This is a genomic window from Acaryochloris sp. 'Moss Beach' (assembly GCF_021497025.1).
GTDB lineage: Bacteria > Cyanobacteriota > Cyanobacteriia > Thermosynechococcales > Thermosynechococcaceae > Acaryochloris > Acaryochloris marina_A.
Genome location: NZ_CP071724.1, coordinates 1 through 17,760, shown reverse-complemented (window position 1 = coordinate 17,760; position 17,760 = coordinate 1). Strand labels below are relative to the sequence as shown.

General features: G+C 47.3%; 19 protein-coding genes. 5 read left to right on the top strand and 14 right to left on the bottom strand.

The features are described from left to right. Window positions 1-465 precede the first annotated feature (465 nt). On the bottom strand, window positions 466-1,467 hold the full coding sequence (locus tag HRE53_RS33165) for a hypothetical protein (RefSeq protein ID WP_235112932.1): 1,002 nt from the start codon (window positions 1,465-1,467) through the stop codon (window positions 466-468). A 55-nt stretch (window positions 1,468-1,522) separates the two neighbouring features. Then, entirely contained in the window at window positions 1,523-1,657 is a 135-nt protein-coding gene (locus HRE53_RS34765; RefSeq protein ID WP_255801714.1) for a hypothetical protein, read from the bottom strand. A 454-nt stretch (window positions 1,658-2,111) separates the two neighbouring features. Between HRE53_RS34765 and HRE53_RS33160 the strand changes: the two genes are divergently transcribed. Then, window positions 2,112-2,483: a hypothetical protein gene (locus tag HRE53_RS33160; protein WP_235112931.1), complete on the top strand. Its 372-nt coding sequence runs from the start codon at window positions 2,112-2,114 to the stop codon at window positions 2,481-2,483. Between the two features lie 12 nt (window positions 2,484-2,495). On the opposite strand, the gene HRE53_RS33155 is transcribed toward HRE53_RS33160, so the two are convergent. Then, complete coding sequence (locus HRE53_RS33155) at window positions 2,496-2,747, bottom strand: transposase (protein WP_235112930.1); 252 nt, start codon at window positions 2,745-2,747, stop codon at window positions 2,496-2,498. A gap of 895 nt (window positions 2,748-3,642) precedes the next feature. Further along, window positions 3,643-4,242 carry a chemotaxis protein CheB gene (locus HRE53_RS33150; RefSeq protein WP_235112928.1) on the bottom strand — a complete coding sequence of 200 codons (600 nt, stop codon included), beginning with the start codon at window positions 4,240-4,242 and terminating at the stop codon, window positions 3,643-3,645. Between the two features lie 165 nt (window positions 4,243-4,407). Between HRE53_RS33150 and HRE53_RS35480 the strand changes: the two genes are divergently transcribed. The 3 genes from HRE53_RS35480 (at window position 4,408) to istB (ending at window position 6,681) form a co-directional block, all read left to right on the top strand. After that, window positions 4,408-5,088, top strand: a complete 681-nt coding sequence (locus HRE53_RS35480) for a hypothetical protein (protein WP_396133476.1) — start codon at window positions 4,408-4,410, stop codon at window positions 5,086-5,088. After that, window positions 5,069-5,344, top strand: coding sequence for a hypothetical protein (locus HRE53_RS35475; RefSeq protein ID WP_396133532.1), 276 nt, complete (start codon window positions 5,069-5,071; stop codon window positions 5,342-5,344). Before HRE53_RS35480 ends, HRE53_RS35475 begins: the two co-directional genes overlap by 20 nt. 590 nt (window positions 5,345-5,934) lie before the next feature. Continuing rightward, window positions 5,935-6,681, top strand: coding sequence for an IS21-like element helper ATPase IstB (gene istB / locus HRE53_RS33140; RefSeq protein WP_304518441.1), 747 nt, complete (start codon window positions 5,935-5,937; stop codon window positions 6,679-6,681). A gap of 253 nt (window positions 6,682-6,934) precedes the next feature. Here the strand turns inward: istB and HRE53_RS33135 are convergent, their stop codons facing one another. The 8 genes from HRE53_RS33135 to HRE53_RS33100 all read right to left on the bottom strand — a co-directional run bounded on the left by HRE53_RS33135 (window position 6,935) and on the right by HRE53_RS33100 (window position 12,089). Beyond that, window positions 6,935-7,561 carry a DUF4158 domain-containing protein gene (locus HRE53_RS33135; protein ID WP_235112927.1) on the bottom strand — a complete coding sequence of 209 codons (627 nt, stop codon included), beginning with the start codon at window positions 7,559-7,561 and terminating at the stop codon, window positions 6,935-6,937. 469 nt (window positions 7,562-8,030) lie between these two features. Continuing rightward, window positions 8,031-9,272: an IS256 family transposase gene (locus HRE53_RS33130; RefSeq protein WP_235107350.1), complete on the bottom strand. Its 1,242-nt coding sequence runs from the start codon at window positions 9,270-9,272 to the stop codon at window positions 8,031-8,033. Window positions 9,273-9,324: 52 nt separating this feature from the next. Continuing rightward, window positions 9,325-10,059: a transposase gene (locus HRE53_RS33125; protein WP_235112926.1), complete on the bottom strand. Its 735-nt coding sequence runs from the start codon at window positions 10,057-10,059 to the stop codon at window positions 9,325-9,327. A gap of 20 nt (window positions 10,060-10,079) precedes the next feature. Next, the gene (locus HRE53_RS33120) at window positions 10,080-10,442 is read right to left on the bottom strand and encodes a hypothetical protein (protein WP_235112924.1); all 363 of its coding nucleotides are present in this window, start codon (window positions 10,440-10,442) and stop codon (window positions 10,080-10,082) included. Window positions 10,443-10,501: 59 nt separating this feature from the next. Continuing rightward, on the bottom strand, window positions 10,502-10,741 hold the full coding sequence (locus HRE53_RS33115; RefSeq protein WP_235107289.1) for a transposase: 240 nt from the start codon (window positions 10,739-10,741) through the stop codon (window positions 10,502-10,504). Between the two features lie 104 nt (window positions 10,742-10,845). Beyond that, window positions 10,846-11,004, bottom strand: a complete 159-nt coding sequence (locus HRE53_RS33110) for a hypothetical protein (protein ID WP_235112922.1) — start codon at window positions 11,002-11,004, stop codon at window positions 10,846-10,848. A 29-nt stretch (window positions 11,005-11,033) separates the two neighbouring features. Beyond that, window positions 11,034-11,711, bottom strand: coding sequence for a hypothetical protein (locus HRE53_RS33105; RefSeq protein WP_235112921.1), 678 nt, complete (start codon window positions 11,709-11,711; stop codon window positions 11,034-11,036). A 6-nt stretch (window positions 11,712-11,717) separates the two neighbouring features. Next, a complete protein-coding gene (locus HRE53_RS33100) occupies window positions 11,718-12,089 on the bottom strand; it encodes a hypothetical protein (RefSeq protein WP_235112920.1) in 372 nt (123 codons plus the stop codon). Between HRE53_RS33100 and HRE53_RS33095 the strand changes: the two genes are divergently transcribed. Next, entirely contained in the window at window positions 12,072-13,310 is a 1,239-nt protein-coding gene (locus tag HRE53_RS33095; protein WP_235106803.1) for an IS256 family transposase, read from the top strand. The genes HRE53_RS33100 and HRE53_RS33095 overlap by 18 nt on opposite strands. Window positions 13,311-13,348: 38 nt before the next feature. On the opposite strand, the gene HRE53_RS33090 is transcribed toward HRE53_RS33095, so the two are convergent. Together HRE53_RS33090 and HRE53_RS33085 are read right to left on the bottom strand one after the other, a co-directional pair. Then, a complete protein-coding gene (locus HRE53_RS33090) occupies window positions 13,349-16,294 on the bottom strand; it encodes a plasmid replication protein, CyRepA1 family (RefSeq protein WP_235112919.1) in 2,946 nt (981 codons plus the stop codon). Beyond that, window positions 16,275-17,132 carry a hypothetical protein gene (locus tag HRE53_RS33085; RefSeq protein ID WP_235112918.1) on the bottom strand — a complete coding sequence of 286 codons (858 nt, stop codon included), beginning with the start codon at window positions 17,130-17,132 and terminating at the stop codon, window positions 16,275-16,277. The genes HRE53_RS33090 and HRE53_RS33085 overlap by 20 nt, the downstream gene beginning before the upstream one ends. Between the last annotated feature and the right edge of the window lie 628 nt (window positions 17,133-17,760).

The following is a 17,760-nucleotide window of genomic DNA, read 5'->3' as shown; positions in this document are numbered from 1 at the left end:
ACGCTTATACGCCGACTGAGAGAGAATGAGTTACGCCGTCTGCGCTCACTGAGATCCTGTGTAAAACTTAAGCTGCCTACATTATAAGTACCTTCAATATTGACAGCAGCAGCACTGAGGCGCTCGATTGCTCTAACAAATTCGGCCTGATTGCCTCTGATGTCAGGGTACCGATAAACACAGGCAACCTCTTGGAAGTAACCAGAAAAATTTTGCCCTGATCGCTAGGGCTGTTAGGCTTGGTGAGAATGTAGTACTTAACGGCAATCCCATTGAGGTGGAGATGCCGAATTTGTAGTAGCTGAGCCTGCCGCAACAGCGTAACCTTACCGGAGCCTCCGTAGGATCGGGGGGTAACTGGCTACGAAAGAAGCCCAGCACGTTTCGAAAGACAAACATGTTCCCCTTGATAGAGGCGCCGATACAGTTGGTGAGCTGTTTGAGTGAGGTTGCCATGATTCACCCCTATTGCAATGCGACAAGTACTGGTATCAATCCTTTGCCACTATCAAGTTCACCCAGTGCCTTACCAATAACCGAACCAAAAGCTTTTTCAGGGTATTGTGCTTTCATCGCATGTCCGGGTATTGAAGATGTTGTTAGCAGATCACCCACTTTGATGGAGATATTATCAGCTTCCACTTTGCAGTTAACACGACCCATCAATGCGATAGGTAATGAATTCTTCGTACCTCTGTTTCGTCCTAGAATGATACCAGGACGGAACTGACCTGCTCCAGCAATAACACCTACAACACGACGGTCATATGCTTGGCTGCTAACTCGTAAACGAGAACCGTCACTAATGACCATTACAGTTCCCGGTTCAGCTGCTTCTAAAATTTCTATTTCAAAATCTTCAGCACAATCAGCATTTTGAAGAATGATATCACCTGTATCTCCGTTCAGACGGATTGAGGGCTCTTCAGAGGGTGTCTCTATGGATGTGTTGCTACCTCTGAACAGTGAAATGTCTCCGTCATTACCATTTGCACCTATTCGTAGCGAAGATGACAACCGAAATCTCTGTCCTATAATGCTTCCACTTTGTCCATCTAAACGAATTGAGGGATCTTCTGTAGGTGTCTCTATGGATGTATTGTTTCCTCGGAATAGTAAGATATCTCCGTCATTACCATTTGCACCTATTCGTAGCGAAGATGACAACCGAAATCTCTGTCCTATAATGCTTCCACTTTGTCCATCTAAACGAATTGAGGGATCTTCTGTAGGTGTCTCTATGGATGTATTGTTTCCTCGGAATAGTAAGATATCTCCGTCATTACCATTTGCACCTATTCGTAGCGAAGATGACAACCGAAATCTCTGTCCTATAATGCTTCCACTTTGTCCATCTAAACGAATTGAGGGATCTTCTGTAGGTGTCTCTATGGATGTATTGTTTCCTCGGAATAGTAAGATATCTCCGTCATTACCATTTGCACCTATTCGTAGCGAAGATGACAACCGAAATCTCTGTCCTATAATGCTTCCATCTTCTCCATTAAGTCTAAGTGAACCACTAGATACAGGACCCCCCGACCAATAAACTACCACCATTCCTTGCCTCAAATACACCTCGGACAACACTATTCTGTGACACCAAATACCGCTCAGCGGTAACTTGACTAATTTCATCATTGATATTAACAGGCATTCAATTTTACTCCTTAAAATTCTAAGTTCTTACTTTTGTTAAAGCCAACAAAAAAGGACAAATGGGAATTATTATCTATCAGCTACATGTCAAATATTTTATTTTAAAAAAATTGTAGGAATAGAGTTTACTATAAGCTTAGTATCCATTGAGAACATCTCAAATATAGAATTGTTAATCATCTTTGTTCTCAAAGTCTATGGCTAAAAAATTAGATTTTGGTCTTTAAGTGCTTTCTCAATCTGACTGCATAATGCCAGTAATACGAGAAGAAATCTTGCATGATTTTGCTTTTTTGCATATTCATGCCTTGACTTGCCAAAATTGGCACTGTTCATTTCAGGGTTACAGATCTAGTCCAAAGTTGAGCAACATTCAGACATTTTGAGATCTTGAGTATGGTGATCAGGGATACTCAATCATTGCCAACTTATTTCCCTGCAGATTGTCCAAAATGAATTCATCCTCCTGTGTCGCCACTACTCTTTCTCCATCCCAGCGCCAGGAGTTAGCCCTTCAGGTTCTCACCAAGACTGAACCCGTCACCAGCCTCGCCAAAGAACACCAAGTCAGTCGCAAGTTTCTCTACCAACAAAGCAAAAAGGCAAATGATGCTTTGGAAGAAGCCTTCTCGACCTCAAAAAATGACGATGATGTACTTTTCCATTTGCCCATCACGAAAGCCTGGCTGTTCCAACTGATCCTTGCCTTGGTGCTGATTTGCCATAGCTCTTTTCGCGGTGTCGTCGAGTTACTCCGGGATTTGTTAGGTGACAATTACAACCGGCTCTTCCCAGCTTTTGGTGAAGCGGTTGAAACCCCTTGATTCTGCACTTGCCTATGAAGCCATAATGAGTCGCTTGGCGAGTAGTGTTAATCCAGCCCTCCCGAACATCTGACACTTGAGCATTTTTAGTTTGTTGTTAAGTCCCTCCACCGGACCATTACTGACCTCCATCATCATGCTGGCCTTGACCGCAGCATAGTCATCCAATAACCCCGCAGCAAACTTCTTCAACGGTCGAATTGGACAGGTCAATGCCTTCATCAACCAGCAATCAAAAGCATCGGCCTGCCGTTGTCTGAGCAATTCAAGGAACGTATGAGCTAAATCAACAAGGGGTATTTTGCACAACCCCTCGGAAAGAATCTATGCAAGCCGCAAGGGAAAGCCTCCGATAATCTGGAGGTTATAAGCAAAAACCCCCAAGGTGCGATAGAAGATTTTGAAGCCTTCATTAAATCGCCTGATAGTTCTACCACTCGAAAGACACAAAGACAGAGCTGGATCAATGACTTAAAGGCTGGGAAAGATCCTTTTACTGATGAAGTGCTGGAGAGTATATCTGATCAATAATACCCCTAGATTCTTCACAGCCAGCAATGCAAGGAATCAGTCAGATTGCTTTACCTGGAAAGGAATTCAGGGTCTGTATGATTGGTGAAGGAAACGGCCATTATCGTAACCAGTTGCCTATAAGACTAATGTCTAGTTCTCAGAATGTCCCCTGAAAAGCAGACGAATTATTAGACTAAAATCCCATAAAGGTTCGTGTAATATGGCGAAAGATATGTTCCATGTCGGACATTGGGGTATGGCAACGATTCGTGTAAAAAGTAGTCATAAGACCTTAAATCTTTACTAGGCAATCGTTGTAGTAAAGAGAATTTTCTTGGGATCACACATGAGAAGTCATAATTGCTCTAATATTTGCATTTTGGAACTTTAGGTCAAGGTAAGCCTAATCAACATAAAGCACATATTAGATTTACTGAAAGGTAGGCCAGCTAGTGATTTGGGGGCTTTCTGAGCATTTACAAAAGCAACAGGGATGACGATAAGGCCAAAATTTTCTAAAAACCCAAAAATGAAAGATTTGCCCTCATCAGACCTCATTTTTTATATTATTTTGACCTCGCAATATTCTGAGTTTGGTATAAGCATAGGCCAGGATATCTACTGCTATTACCTTTCAGCCCTATGATCAGTTTTTACACGAATCGTTGTCGGACCCCCCACTTGTGGGCATACTGGTAAACTGGGCCGTCTCCGGGGACTGGACAAGAGCGACACCACCCGCACGACTCACTTCCTGCAGCCCTTGGGTTCCATCACTACCCGTTCCTGACAGTAAAATGCAAATCGTTCGTTCTCCCCATTCGTGAGCGAGAGATTGGAAAAATTCGTTAATAGGATAATTCAGCGTATCAGGTTGTTTGCGCAGTCTTAGTTGTTGCTTTTTGAGACGGAGAGTCTTGCGTGGAGGAAGTACATAGACAGCATTTGGTCTCAAAAGCATACTGTCTTCAATGGAATGAACGGGTAAGTGAGTCCGCCGCTGTAATATTTCTGGCATCAGACTTTTAAAGTCTGGGGCCAGGTGTTGCACCACAACAAAGGCAGCTCCTGGATTTTCGGGTAAATGAGAGAAAAATGATTCTAATGCTTGTAAGCCCCCAGCGGAAGCCCCTATTGCCACTACAAAAAACTCATCTATCGAACGCTTAGGTTCTGGCTCCTTCTCTTTATTCTGGTGGCGGGACATAAAAGCATGATAGGCGACAATTGCATAGACCGAATACATGACCGCCTGACAATTACGTAGACCTCTCTAGAAATCAGGATCTCATTCTCAAAACACAAGAGATCTCAAATCAGTTCAGAGAGCATCTATACCTTTTCACTTTTTTATAACTCCATACAGGAAAGACACTAGGGTTTGTACACCTAAGACGATTAGGGACCTCTAGTGCCAGCTCCTATTAAACCTCAACAGGTACAGCTTTATATGAAAACAAAACAATCCGGCTCTTCCCAAGACACTGCAGCTGCCAAAGCAGGGATCTCAACCCGCACTGCCCGTCGTATTGATAGTGGCACCCATCGTCCCCAACGAGGCCGCCCTCATGACTGGAAAACCCGTGAAGATCCGCTGGATGGATTATGGGAATTAGAACTTGAGCCGATGTTAGAGCGTGAGCCTCGATTAGAAGCGACTACTCTATTTGAGACCTTACAAGAGGACCATCCTGGGCAATATGATGACAAGATCAGAACCGTGCAACGCCGAACCGCTAAATGGAAGGCAGCTCATGGCAAGCCCAAAGAAGTGATGTTCAAAATTCAACATCATCCTGGAGAGATGGGACAGTCAGACTTCACCCAGCTCAAAGGTTTCAGTGTGACGGTTCAGGGTGAAACCTTTCACCATATCTTGTATCACTATCGACTGAGTTATAGCGGCTGGCAGTACGTGCAGGTGATTCAAGGCGGAGAGAGTTTTATCGGCTTATCTCAAGGACTACAAAATGCCTTATCTGCCTGTGGTGGTGTGCCTAAGACCCACCGTACCGATAGTCTGAGTGCCGCCTATCGCAATACCGGCGGTCGTAACCCCCCAGCTGACTCAGTTGTATTCCACTCTGTGTGACCATTACCGGATGGAGCCGACCCGCAACAATCTGGGCGTCTCTCATGAGAATGGCGGCATCGAGAGCTCCCATGGCTATTTCAAGCGGCGATTATGCCAGGCCCTGTATCGTCGAGGCAGCTTTGACTTCGAATCCGTAGCTGAGTATCAACAGTTCATCGAGCAAGTCATCGCTAAGCTGAATGCCAAGTGTCAAAAGAAGTTTGCACTGGAGCTCCCCCACATTACAACCTTTGCCCAAATATCGCACCCCTGATTATGAAATCCGCAGCGCTAAAGTCAGCTGCAACAGCACGATTGCCGTCCGCTGTGTCCTGTACACAGTCCCCTCTCGCTTAATTGGTCATCGGTTGAAACTGCACCTATACCATGACCGCCTTGTCGGTTTCTTAGGCACCACTCCCGTAGTGGAATTGGCGCGGGTCCATGTCCATGGCTCTGGGAAGAAGAGACGGGCTCGTAGTATCGATTACAAGCATGTGGCAGAAAGTCTCAGGAGAAAGCCCCATGCGTTTCTCTACTGCCAATGGCAAGCAGACTTACTGCCCAATCTTCAATGGCATCAGCTATGGGAATCCCTCAAAGCTGACTTTGAGCGGGACCAGGCTGCCCGTTTGATGACAGAAGCCCTCTACATTGCTGCAACTCAGGATCAAGAATCCCAGGTAGCTGACTATCTACAAACCCAACTGGAACAGTCCACCCTGACCTTGAGTAGATTAAAACAAGCCTTTGAGTTCAAGCTCTCGACTGAGCAATATCCTGACATCATTTCACAACAGCACGCTCTCTCCGACTATGACCAACTCCTCCAATGCAGCACCGGACAATCCATACGACAATTTGATGATGACGCTCAAGCAGCTCCGGTTAAGACATTTCCTCGACGAGTGGCAGAGCATCGAGCATCAAGCGACTCAGGAGAATTGGTCCTACGCCCAGTTTCTATTGGCTTTAGCCCAAGGGGAAGCCAGCCGTCGAGAACAGAATCGGATCTCCCGCGCGCTAACCGAAGCGCAGCTGCCCTACGGCAAGTCCTGGACCAATTTTGAGTTTGACCATATTCCCAGTCTCAATCCAGCAGCCATCATGGAGTTTTCCCAAACAACTCACTGGCTAGAGTCGGGCAGTAATATTTTGATATTTGGGCCAAGCGGAACAGGGAAAACACATGTCAGCTCTGCATTAGGGACTTCTATTGTTGAGTTGGGGAAACGGGTGAAGTTTGTCACGGCCACAGCGTTGGTGCAACAGCTGGAACTGGCAAAACTCCAACTGGAATTGCAGAGCCTGTTGTCTAAGCTCGACCGGTACGATCTGCTCATCATTGATGACCTCGGCTATATTCAAAAGTCTGATGTTGAAACCTCGGTCCTATTCGAACTGATTGCTCATCGCTATGAGCGAAAGAGCCTACTCATCACGGCTAATCAGCCTTTCAGCCAATGGGATAAGATCTTCCCCAACTCGATGATGACAGTGGCTGCTATTGATCGCTTAATTCACCATGCCACCATTTTCGAGATGCAGGCTGAGAGTTTTCGAAAACAAGCAGCTGCTAAAAAACGCGGCCAATTCTCCAAAGACTTCTAGCTAATCCCAAGCGAGAATAAACCTCCTTTACCCCACCATCAATAGAGATGCTTACTCGAAAGCATCTCTATTGATGGTGGTTTTATTGATAATTGTCATTTGCTCTCTGTCGCGATGGTCTCCGACCGGCCTTCGGCCATCACCGAGGCAGAAGATCATCGATCTCAAGTACAAGTGACAAAGCTTCAAATCAAATCTCTAATAGCAGGAGGAAAATCAAAATACTTTCGGACTATGTAATTGACATTCGACACTAGTGGCTACCACGGGAATTCCCGGAGAGCCTTAATTTTTCAATTTCCTGAAGCAGGCTTTTGAGTCCAAGGCGTCCAGGGTCTGCTTTAAGCCGGTTGAACTCTGATGGCCGATACTGATTTTCTTCACCGTTACGAAGGGAATCAGTCTTCAAGAGATCATCCATCTTCTTGCGGGTCTGAATCGGCAGTTGCCCCGCAATAGTTCGGCAGAACTCGCGCTCATGCTGATTCGTGGCTGAACCGATCAGTCGAGTTAGCTCCTTGGGAGAGGGAGGTTCAAGCTTGAGGTGGCGCAATTGTTGATAGGCTTGCTCGCGGATGGCATTGATCTGGAGACCGAGGGGTAAGATTTTTGCTTTGAGCCAGGTCATCAAGGACTGTTTATCGGATCGCTGGGTGGGACGACATCCTAAGAAGGAGCGAATCGTCGCTCGGTGTTCTTTAATCGTTCTACCGTTCCACTTGTATTCGTTAAAGCTTCGTTGGGTGATTTTGAGCTGCTTGGCGATGAATTTAACAACGGCTTTGGGCACTTCCCCAGGGTGCTGGGGGGAACCTGGCTTCCAGCTGAAAAAAAATTTCAAGAGGATGGCGAACCCTAACTGATTATGGGGGGTTGGCATTGGTCGTATTGCTGGGCAGCAGGGCCAGCTCATGGGGTAAGAGGATAAAGGACTCAATCAATTCGTCTTGTTCCCATTGGCGCTTCATTCTGGTTGCTCCGCAGTTTCCTTTGGCGCCACGATAGCGAATGACAGGCATTGGGAAAAGTGGAGGGGAACGCCTAGGTTCGTCCGGGTTAGCAGATGAATGGGGCTACGAGGTAGTTCATGTCAGAAAAATTGAAATCAGTGAGGGTTGTTGAGGGGGGTGAACCGTATTCACTTTGTCGGTTCTCGATGGAGATAGGGGAATGACACCGACTCGTATAAATTCACTTCATAAGACCGAAAGCTATATCTGACAGTTATTTTAGGCGGTATGAATTTAAATTTATGAGATGGAAGTCAATTTCGGTATTTTGGTCTTGTTTCTAAACTCATTCACTGATTTCAGGAGAGTGTTTAGATTTTTGTGTAAGCCGTAACGTATTCAATAGTTGAATCGTGTTGGGAACAGAATAGCAAAATGGGACAGCGCCGCCTTCCAATTCAAAATCGGTCTGGTCCATCTCTTCGAGATATTCCTCATCGCCAGAAACATCAATTTGTAGACAGACTCTTCATTCGGGAAGACAGCTTTGGTCTTAATCACCTTTCGCAGTGAGCGATTGAGCGACTCAATGGCATTAGTGGTGTAGATAACCTTTCGGATGGCCATTGGGTACTTAAACAACGGAGCAATATTATCCCAATGCCGTATCCAGATTTGGCTGATGCCAGGATACGTCTGGTCCCATTTGTTGGCAAACGCATCCAAGGCAGCCTCAGATTCCTCCAAAGTGGCCGCTTGATAAATGGGCTTGAGGTCTGCAGCTACGGCTCGACTTTCCTTCCAAGGCACATGGCGCAAACTATTGCGAATGAGATGAACGATACAAACTTGAACTTGAGTATCGGGATAGACCGATTCAATCGCCTGGGGAAAGCCTTTGAGACCATCACAGCAAGCAATCAAGATATCCTGAGCGCCTCGGTTTTTAAGGTCTGTGAGCACTGAAAGCCAGAATTTTGCTCCCTCCCGCTCGGCAGCCCCTATCCATAATCCCAACAGCTCTTTGTTTCCCTCCACAGTTACCGCTAGCGCGACATAGACGGCTCGCTTGCTGACTTGGCCATTGACTTTGATGTTCACATACAGGGCATCGAGATAGACAATCGGATACACCTCATCCAATGGTCTTGAGCGCCAGTCTTTAACCTCCTCCATGACACTATTGGTGACGTCACTAATCAGACCCTCAGAGATATTGGCCCCATACAGCTCCACCAATTGAGACCCTCGAATATCACGAGTGGTCATGCCACGAGCATATAAGGCGATGATTTTCTCGTCGAGTCCCGCGATACGTCGCTGGCCTTTGGGCACGAGGACAGGCTCAAACTCACTGCAACGGTCGCGAGGAATCGATAGGTCCATCTCTCCTTGTTCAGTCTGGACGGTCTTTTTCGAGTAACCATTGCGACTGTTTCTAGGGCCATGAGAACGCTCATCGACGGAGGATTGATGCAGGTGATGAGTCAATTCACCTGCCAAGGCTCGTTCCACTAGGCGTTTGCTGAGTTGTTTGAGCAGTCCTGATTCGCCCAGAATATCCTCTGGCTGTGGATTCTCTCCAATGAGTTCATCCAATAGCTCATCAACTCGATTGGGTACTTGTTTCTTTCTAGACATGATGCGGTCTCCTGGTGTGTTTGGATTCTAGACCGCTTACACAAAACTCTGATCAGTCTCTGCCGAATCCTTCAATGACGGTCGTTAAGTCCGCTGCGCATACGCCTGCATCAAAAGCATAATCCGCTGTCGGAAACTGCCCTTCCCCTTCAATTTGCTCAATCATGGCACTCAGCAGTTCCGTTCGCGTTTGATAGGCGTCACGATTATGCTGGTAGGCCACCAACTCACTCAATCGCTCCATCGCCGCTGCGATAGTTTCATACTCGCCTTGACGGGTCATCTTCAGATACTCCAGTTCTGCGGCTTCCCACTGGGCCGCTTGCACGGCGACGCCTATCCCATCTTGTCGCACTCGATTTGCCGCCACTGCGGTCAGAATCGTCTGATAACAGCTCATGCAATTATCAACATAATCGTACTGACGTTTGACCCCAAAAATCTGTTTGCTCCGTTCGTGATGTCCCAGTGTCCAATCTAGGCTAATCACTACACGTGCTCTGGGGGCATAATGCTGTGATACCTGTAGACGGTGGCGCACCATCAATGCCTCCTGCTCCCATGGCGATTCAAACACCCCGGCGTGCATTGCTCGACGACCTGAAAGGGGCTGCTCGGTTGTCGAGACAAACTGACTGTGAATCCCTTGCAATGTTTTGTTCTCACTGAGTAGTAAGCCACTGAGGTATCGGCTCACATGCTCAAATCCGGCTTGTCGAGGAAATAAGTCGCGGTAAGCGCTCATGCCCTGCTTAATCGTGTTGGGGATGCCGACAAAAGGAAGCATTGTTGACGTTGCTCATTACGCTACAAACCTGAAACAAGCATGACGCAACTAACACCATTAGCGACATAAATTGATGGCCTCAATGGGAAACTTTGCCAAGTCGTGTGTTGAGTAAACTGCTGGGCCAGAGCCACTTCGGTATTGCGCTTGAGTCGCAGACAAAAGTAGACCTTCTGTTGGCCTAACCACTGCCCCAGCTTGACGGAACAAAACTCTCGGTCACCGAGGATGACCAGACGATAGGCTGATAAATGGCGGATAACTTTGCTTAAAACAGCGGTTTGCTCGTCATAATTGCTGCTGCCCTTTTTGCAGAGGGCTTCACACCATACGGGAATAGCGCGATGTTGCCAGACCACGCTGACCATCAATAGATTAATCACTCCCCAACTCGTACGGTCGATGACGACATAAAGCTGGGAGCCTTGAGGATACTGCTGGCTCAGCCACAGCTTAACCAGCGGTAGCCAAAGCGTTTCAAGCTCAAGGGTCGGTAAGGATAAGAACCGTTGGATTTTTTTCGGCGACTGTCAAAAAGAATCGGCAGTGGCAGCCCTTCTGCTAGCGTCTCGATTTTGACGCAGCGAAGTGTTTGTAATAGATGAACGAGGATCTCTAGGAGAAGATACTGGGCAGGAGACAGTTGACGGCGTAAATGAGGTTGGTATAGTGGCAATATCATTGTCAATAAGGTGAGCTGGAGATACATCATTTGCAGCCCATCTTTTTTCTTATCTATCTGGTTATTGCACGAATAGCAAGAGGTTTACGGCGCATGTCGCCCCTTCAGGGATGTTTGACCTTATCCCCTGGATCCACCATTTTCTCTAGATCGTTGATGGGACGACCCTCAGCCACCTTGTTCTCTTCTAAGAGTTCATTGAGTTCCGGGTCATCCAACAATGTGGCTTTGGCTTCCTCGACCTGGCGTTTGTCTGTCGGCATGTCTCGCTCCTTGTCTTTGCTCTGTTGTTCTAGGTGGGCAGGTCCACAATGTTGGTAATCAATAGCTCTGCATGGAGGGCATCATCAATCATGCGGCCCAGCTCTGTATCGGCAATTTGCCAGTTGGGTCTAAACCCTTGGACGGCTCTCAAGGTCAAGATTTTGTTGATTTTAACGGGGTTATAGATCAGGTTGTTTTGACCATCAAAGCGGTATTGGGTGGCATAGAGTCTGATATCCCATTCATGGGCTTCTGGATCTATGCGCTCAATCTTGGCTCCCGTGAGGGTGGTCTTTGTATGGTGGGATTTGCCCACATAGTTGGTGAAGGGGTCTTTGGCTTTGGCATAGGCGATGTGCTGACGCCCCAACCACTCGGCCCGGATATCAGGATGGATCTTGAAGGCTTGGGTATACATGGGTAGGGGATAGATCACCTTGCCTTCACGGTGGCCTTCACCATTCATGGGCCAGGTATAGGCGACGGAGACAAATTCTTGGGCAAATCTCAGGACCACATCATCACTTCTGTAGAACGGATCGACGGGCTGACCTTTGACGACTAACCCGGAGTCGGTTTGGATATACACCTGAGAGGGGGCTTGCGCTCTGACCCCTTGGGTAAACCAGGAGAAGCAGACGAGGATATTCAGCAAGAGAGCTGAAACTACCAGGAGGGGAAGGAATCGAGAGAGTTTCTTAGTCATTGGCAGTTACCACTCGTCGTAGATCGAATAATCAAATTCGGAATAAATATCGTCCAGTTCGCGAGTGCTTCTGCCGCTAGAACTCGTAGATCCAATCAGGAGTTGCACCAATAGAAAGAACAGGGTCAATCCCGACAGGAAGAACCAGACAAAGATGAAATGGTCAAAGGTCCAGCAGAAGGCGAAATAGAACAGCACGGTCATCCCATAGATAAACCGGAAGTCTGACCACCAGAATCGAAAGTCAGGGACAAAGAGCTGGCAAAATATGAGTCCACAGCCCAAGGTGAAAAAGGAGTCGAGACTGATCAGAGTTTTGTGTAAGCGGTCTAGAATCCAAACACACCAGGAGACCGCATCATGTCTAGAAAGAAACAAGTACCCAATCGAGTTGATGAGCTATTGGATGAACTCATTGGAGAGAATCCACAGCCAGAGGATATTCTGGGCGAATCAGGACTGCTCAAACAACTCAGCAAACGCCTAGTGGAACGAGCCTTGGCAGGTGAATTGACTCATCACCTGCATCAATCCTCCGTCGATGAGCGTTCTCATGGCCCTAGAAACAGTCGCAATGGTTACTCGAAAAAGACCGTCCAGACTGAACAAGGAGAGATGGACCTATCGATTCCTCGCGACCGTTGCAGTGAGTTTGAGCCTGTCCTCGTGCCCAAAGGCCAGCGACGTATCGCGGGACTCGACGAGAAAATCATCGCCTTATATGCTCGTGGCATGACCACTCGTGATATTCGAGCTCAATTGGTGGAGCTGTATGGGGCCAATATCTCTGAGGGTCTGATTAGTGACGTCACCAATAGTGTCATGGAGGAGGTTAAAGACTGGCGCTCAAGACCATTGGATGAGGTGTATCCGATTGTCTATCTCGATGCCCTGTATGTGAACATCAAAGTCAATGGCCAAGTCAGCAAGCGAGCCGTCTATGTCGCGCTAGCGGTAACTGTGGAGGGAAACAAAGAGCTGTTGGGATTATGGATAGGGGCTGCCGAGCGGGAGGGAGCAAAATTCTGGCTTTCAGTGCTCACAGACCTTAAAAACCGAGGCGCTCAGGATATCTTGATTGCTTGCTGTGATGGTCTCAAAGGCTTTCCCCAGGCGATTGAATCGGTCTATCCCGATACTCAAGTTCAAGTTTGTATCGTTCATCTCATTCGCAATAGTTTGCGCCATGTGCCTTGGAAGGAAAGTCGAGCCGTAGCTGCAGACCTCAAGCCCATTTATCAAGCGGCCACTTTGGAGGAATCTGAGGCTGCCTTGGATGCGTTTGCCAACAAATGGGACCAGACGTATCCTGGCATCAGCCAAATCTGGATACGGCATTGGGATAATATTGCTCCGTTGTTTAAGTACCCAATGGCCATCCGAAAGGTTATCTACACCACTAATGCCATTGAGTCGCTCAATCGCTCACTGCGAAAGGTGATTAAGACCAAAGCTGTCTTCCCGAATGAAGAGTCTGTCTACAAATTGATGTTTCTGGCGATGAGGAATATCTCGAAGAGATGGACCAGACCAATTTTGAATTGGAAGGCGGCACTGTCCCATTTTGCTATTCTGTTTCCAACACGATTCAACTATTGAATACGTTACGGCTTACACAAAAATCTAAACACTCTCTGCTAAACAGCACTCATGACAGCACCCGATCCATCACCATCTCCAAAAATCATCTCAGTTTCCACCGAGAATCCATCATCACCTCCCTCAAACTGCCCAATTTCCTGATCATTTCCCTGACCAAATCCATCGATTTCAGATCGCTTTTCAGTTTCTGTAATTAGATCACTGTCTTTATTACAGAGTTCACAAACTGGTCGATTTTTCTCTAATCTCTGATTCCATTTCGCCTGAAATGCCTTCAACATCTGGTCTTTGTACGCTTCATTGCCTGAATAGCGAATCACATACAGGCTCACTGATTCCTCACTGCCCACCTTCACTAGCTCATGGGCCACCCGTTTGATCAGCTTATTGGCAATGGCAACGGCACTCTGACCCTCACAAACCACATTCCTAAAGTGTCGATAGATCTGATAGCGATATTCCAACGCCTTCACCTTGATATCCTCCAGCCGCTGATCCACCTCCGACATCACCATGATTTCCATCCGCATCCGAGCCTCTACCTGCTCATATCGAGCCTGGGTAAACGCCTGAGACTGCTGCTCAATTCTCTCTACCAAACCCTGCTTCTGGCCTTTAAGCCCCTGCTTCTGCTGCTCCAACTGCTCCAGCTCTCCCTTCAGCTTCTTCTTCCTAGGATGGGCTTTCCGTCCCAACCCTGTCAGCTTGGCTTGGATGGTCTTCTGCTCCTGAACCAACTCACTGATCTGCCCTGAGAGTCCCTTGACCTCCAACCTCAAGGACTGACGTTGCCGTTGCACCTGGCGACCCTTCTCCAACGCCTTGTCATAAGCTTCATAATCAGCACTAGTGACGTTGTAAGTATCTACTAAATCAAATACACCGATATCACGGAGCAACTGCACCTGGATTCGATTATTGGATAACCGATGAGTCAGCACGAACTTACTATTAAGCTGTTTCATAAAATTTCTCCTATCTAATTCCTCAGCAACTTCAGGGTGATAGGACATCCAATGCAACTTAGTCGCACTCTTCAACCGTCCTCGATGCTCTACACAGACTTGATGGATAAACTCATCCGTCAGCTCTACCCCTGGCAACTCATCCTGCAACAAGGATTTCTTAGCATCCAAGGTATCTGCATAGGTCGCTGATGAACTGCCCATAACTCGGATGGCCTGCTCCACCGTGAACCGCTCCCCGTCTGCCGTTCCCAGCATCACCGCAGTTTTCACCTCGATTTGCTTCCGCACCTTACTAAAGGCTTCCACCACCGAAGAATTGCGCTCTTTTAGCTCCTCTAACTCAATGGGATGCCCATGTCCTTCTAAAAGAACGAGCAATGATTCACGCAACGCTAACAAGGATGCAATCGAGCGAGTCTGATATCTAGCAAAACTAACGTTGTGGATATTGTTGGGATTCTGCTGATACGCCTTCAGTGCTGCCAAATGTTGTGCTGTTTCAGGAGATTGGTCATGAACCAACTGCTGTTCTAAATCAATAGACGCAGCAACATCCTGACCATACTTGGACTGAAGCATAATGCACTGCTCTACAGACTTAATCGAAGGAATATCAGGGATATGAGCCTTTCGGGTTACATAGATTTCTCTTGTGACCTTGGCCCGATATCGCCAGAGTTGTTGGTAGATACTACGGGCATGATTGGATGAGGCATAGCAGAACACTCGACTGAAGTAAGGAATCAATCTCGGTTCATCAATACTGACCCCACTCTCAGCCGTGGGACTTAAGAACAAAGCCGTGGGCTGATATTCTTCGACAAACTGAGTGGGATTAGCCTGGAATATCTTGTTCTCAGGCCGCTCCGAAGTCTTGCGGTCATGGCGTAGAATCCCCTTAGCAAACTCCGGGTTCACATCCGCAATCATCCGCTCTAGCTTCTCAAGGAATTCCTGGGATGTAGCCACGACGATAAACCGCTCATTGTCTGCCACAGCAGTTAGGATTCTCTCTAGAAACTGAGAAGTCTGACCGGAAAAAACCTTAGTGGGAAAGTTGTCGGTAGGCTGAAATTCATTGACGACAATCTTAGTGTTGTACTTGCCCCCAGTAATCCCCTTGATATAGTCAATGGGAATTTGAGATAGAGAGTCTTCCAACAGAATGATGTTGCCTCGTGTCTCCAGTACCCGATTTGCGATCGCATGAAAATGCTCCAAGATCTGATTTTGCCGATCTCCCAAAGTCTGACCACTGAGGACATGGAATAAAGCAGCATCGGCTTCATCTAAGATGATGCAGCTATCGGGTTCAATGTCGTCCACATCAATCTTGAGTAGGCTATCGAAGCAGAGCAGGATACTTCCCTCAGCTCGAAACCCCATGCTGATATTGCCTCTATACTCCTGCTGTAATCGGAAGAGGTGAATCAGGTTATAGAGGGTATTCCCATTGCCGTCTGTTTCAGAGAATCTATTCTCCGTGTTGTAGAGCAGATTGTTTCGATACCCCGGCATAATCACCTGGCCTTTGACTCCTTTCACCAATGACTTCAGCATCTCTGTTTTCCCCGTGCCACACATGGAAGCAATGGCAACCACGGACCCTGGATCAATCGTGCCAAGGTCCGAGAGTTCGATGTATTGCTTGTTGATGATGGTCGTGGGGGTATCCGTTAAGCCATTCAATTTCAGAAAGAGTTGGCCCAGTTCATATTCAAGGCCCAGGCTATTGAAGAACCAAGTGGGTTTGTATGCAATCAGCTCTAGCTCTGCAATTTCTAATTCATCCACATCAACAGAATTGTCTTTATAGTTCTGCCCCCACCAGGCGACTTCTACCTCATAACCCCACTCTTCTAGTAAGCGAATGGCTCTTTGATATTGACGGAAGACATTGAGGTTACGGACAGCTCCCGCATCAGGATAGAGAGTGATGATCGGGGGCTGGGATGCCTCTTTGGATAGGACTGATAAAGATTCCCGCAGGGTTTCAGGAGATGAGGCCCACATGCCCCCCTGCTGCCCCTATGACGGGGATATTGAGTCGAGTGCTAGTTAGGAAAGGCTTGATGCCTGTTCCTTCCACCAATCCGATCCGCGAATAGGGACCAAAAGATTTGTAGACGGCTAAGGGAATTTCACCGTTGACGTGAGGACCATTGCCGTCAGGATGGCGACGGGTTGAGCTGGATAGCCAGATATAGCGGTTGTCCTGATGAACATTCCGCTTCCGCAATTGCAAGGCCACGATTTGACCGTGGACATCATAGAGAGGCCAGAGATAGCCCCCTTGAGAGTTGAGGATGCCACCGGGAAGAACACCGGGTAGATCTGAGGATAAGTTTTGGACTCGTTGGAACTGGCCCACAGAGACGGCATTGAAACCCTTGATTTCAGACTGGGACATGCCCCGTCGATCCAAGTCTCCTTGATCCATTGAGCAAAGAGATAGATCAGAGAGTAATTTTCGATACAGGTGATCGCGTTGGTCTATGGGCAACTCCTTGGCAATCCGTTGACGCCGTTCTTCATCGGCTTGTTGATCACGGATGGCTTTGCGGGTCTGCCAATTAACAGAGTTGTAGTTGTCATCAACCGAGTGAGGTGCCCAGACACCCCAGTTATTATCTTTCGACAGCTTCCTGAGCTTATAGCCGTTGATGATACCGACATCGTAAGTTTCGGTGAGGCAAAGAATGATTTCGTCGCCTTTACTGCATCGTCCATCATTAGAGTCACAGATTGGGCAATGGTTACTTCTTTTGAAAGGGGTCAGCTTCGAGGTGCTTCTCGTTGAGGAGCCAAAGCCGAGGTGAGGTGAGTTGAGATCTAGGAGAGTGGAGGTCATGGGTTGCCTCCTTGATATATAGGTGTAAAGGTCGATTCCCAAGCCAATAGCGGCTCGGGGAATAAAAATATAGAAACCATGAAAAGTCCCTCTATCGTTTGTCAGTAGCGAGATAGAGAGGTGTGGTAAGTAAAGTTCAATTACAAAATTCTTGCAGCACAAAGTCGGCTGTTCTAGAATGATGAGAACACACCCCGTGGGTCACTAACATTTGCCTGCCAAAGCGTCCGTTAGATCCCGCAATCTCTAAAAATATTTAGTTTTTTTGGAAGCCCTGGCTATTTGCGTAGCTGGGATTCCTTTTTTTTAGGTCATTGGCACCTCCGGGGAAAAATATAGGGATTCTTAGTGAACCATACTACGCTTCAGCCCTCAATACGCAAAGGCTTTAAAACAAAAGATCATCAAGGGTTTCAGGATCTGAGGCAGCATGATTCGATAAGGAAGAAATGGGTCAATTCCTCGGATAAGAATGAAGTAATTCGTTGGTTGTTCAAGGCAAACTTTCATTAGAATCATTCGGCGGTCGAGGGTGTTCTCTCCTGTATCCAATCCCAACATCTTGCATTACACCTGTAGTGAAGAACGACATTATGGACCTCCTTTCGTTCGGTTTATCATTGTCCTG

What these genes read in the sequence shown, in the direction of transcription:
- HRE53_RS33085 (WP_235112918.1), bottom strand. Translation starts at nt 17,132, where the DNA reads ATGACCTCCACTCTCCTAGATCTCAACTCACCTCACCTCGGCTTTGGC.
- HRE53_RS33130 (WP_235107350.1), bottom strand. Translation starts at nt 9,272, where the DNA reads ATGTCTAGAAAGAAACAAGTACCCAATCGAGTTGATGAGCTATTGGAT.
- HRE53_RS33095 (WP_235106803.1), top strand. Translation starts at nt 12,072, where the DNA reads ATGTCTAGAAAGAAACAAGTACCCAATCGAGTTGATGAGCTATTGGAT.
- HRE53_RS33150 (WP_235112928.1), bottom strand. Translation starts at nt 4,242, where the DNA reads ATGTATTCGGTCTATGCAATTGTCGCCTATCATGCTTTTATGTCCCGC.
- HRE53_RS33125 (WP_235112926.1), bottom strand. Translation starts at nt 10,059, where the DNA reads ATGCTTCCTTTTGTCGGCATCCCCAACACGATTAAGCAGGGCATGAGC.
- HRE53_RS33105 (WP_235112921.1), bottom strand. Translation starts at nt 11,711, where the DNA reads ATGACTAAGAAACTCTCTCGATTCCTTCCCCTCCTGGTAGTTTCAGCT.
- HRE53_RS33160 (WP_235112931.1), top strand. Translation starts at nt 2,112, where the DNA reads ATGAATTCATCCTCCTGTGTCGCCACTACTCTTTCTCCATCCCAGCGC.
- HRE53_RS33110 (WP_235112922.1), bottom strand. Translation starts at nt 11,004, where the DNA reads ATGCCGACAGACAAACGCCAGGTCGAGGAAGCCAAAGCCACATTGTTG.
- HRE53_RS34765 (WP_255801714.1), bottom strand. Translation starts at nt 1,657, where the DNA reads ATGCCTGTTAATATCAATGATGAAATTAGTCAAGTTACCGCTGAGCGG.
- HRE53_RS33115 (WP_235107289.1), bottom strand. Translation starts at nt 10,741, where the DNA reads ATGATATTGCCACTATACCAACCTCATTTACGCCGTCAACTGTCTCCT.
- HRE53_RS33135 (WP_235112927.1), bottom strand. Translation starts at nt 7,561, where the DNA reads ATGCCAACCCCCCATAATCAGTTAGGGTTCGCCATCCTCTTGAAATTT.
- HRE53_RS33090 (WP_235112919.1), bottom strand. Translation starts at nt 16,294, where the DNA reads ATGTGGGCCTCATCTCCTGAAACCCTGCGGGAATCTTTATCAGTCCTA.
- istB (WP_304518441.1), top strand. Translation starts at nt 5,935, where the DNA reads ATGATGACGCTCAAGCAGCTCCGGTTAAGACATTTCCTCGACGAGTGG.